The sequence below is a fragment of the Lactobacillus helveticus DSM 20075 = CGMCC 1.1877 genome, assembly GCF_000160855.1.
Taxonomy (GTDB): Bacteria; Bacillota; Bacilli; order Lactobacillales; family Lactobacillaceae; genus Lactobacillus; species Lactobacillus helveticus.
The window spans coordinates 1-1,308 of record NZ_GG700773.1 but is presented as its reverse complement, the minus strand read 5'-3'; the positions used below and the strand labels follow the sequence as shown (position 1 = coordinate 1,308).

The 1,308-nt window shown below is 27.5% G+C and carries 1 protein-coding gene and 1 pseudogene; both read right to left on the bottom strand.

Features of this window, described 5'->3' with window-relative positions:
• Window positions 1–597 (bottom strand): annotated as a pseudogene (locus HMPREF0518_RS09210) (ATP-binding cassette domain-containing protein); the annotation flags it as partial.
• On the bottom strand, window positions 569–1,308 hold a 740-nt coding region (locus HMPREF0518_RS10395; protein ID WP_003627968.1), incomplete at its 5' end, for a lanthionine synthetase LanC family protein. The gene HMPREF0518_RS10395 and the pseudogene HMPREF0518_RS09210, both read right to left, overlap by 29 nt.

Here is a 1,308-nt window from a genome sequence, read left to right as displayed (position 1 = left end):
CATGATCGTAACTAATGATGAATTATATTCACTCCATGAATCGGTTTTTTGATTCATTCTTTTTTTACCAATTTGATTAGGAACCATACTCAGTAATGAAAGAATAATATAAATTAGCCCTAATAATAAATTAGTTTTTAAAACAACAACTGTAGTTGAAATAATAGTCATTAAGCACTGAATCAAATTAAATAGTGGCTGAAAATATTGTCTTTGAATTTGATTAGAAATACTAGTAACTTTATTGATTACGTCTGATGAGCTTACACTTAAACCCTTTTGTTGGTAAAAATCTGAAGTAAAGAAAGTATACTTTAACTTTTTATTTAAATATTGAATTGCTTTTTGATTAGTTAACAAAAATAAATAAGCTGATACATAAGTAACCAGATATGCAGTAAATACTAGAAGTAAAAATGTTCCAACATTTGCAAAATTATGGAAAGCAATATTAGTCATCTGTCCTAATACGTAACCATTAATTACTCCTTCAAAAGAACTAGTTATTGCTAAGATAATGATAATAACTATTAAGTTGACAGGTAAAACGGATAACACCCATTTCAAGTTAATTTGTACTTCTTTTTCTTTCATCATTCATTACCTCACTCATAATATCCAACATCATTAAAATACCAACATTACCTGAGCCGATATCATCATGAATATTTAAACCTTGATCTGAACTCCAGCCCCAATACCCGTCATTTTCAATGAAATTTTCTTGTATGTACTTTTCCCATCGCTTTAATATTTTCTTCACGATTTTAATATCATGGAATTTATTATATTTTAATCCTAATAGAAGAGGTAAAATAAAACCTGCAATTCCATAAGATATACCGTTATTTACCATAAATGGCACATCATACTGTTTTAGAAGTGTAGATTGACTTATACCTAGATCGTTGCAGAATAAACAATATAGTATTGCTCCCGCTCCGCCTGTCATTAAATTAGGATATATGATATTTTTATCTTGATATTCAGGTATTCCTAGAAAAGTCTTGTTTTGGATATTTCTTCTTATTAATTTTTCGACTTCATATTTCAAATCATCAAAAAATTCTTGCTTATAAATTTTTTTAAATAAATTATCTCGCTTATTTAAAAAGTAAACGCAATTTATAATACCAAGTTTACCATATTCTATTCCATTTTCATCTGTTTCATGGTATTTAATCAGACTATGAATTAATCTCTTTCTAATATAAGAAAATGAAGGATAATCTGAGGTTTTAACCAATAAATTAAATCCTATTAGTAAACCTGCTGTCCCATTGGCCAAATCAGCAGGTATACTAAGAT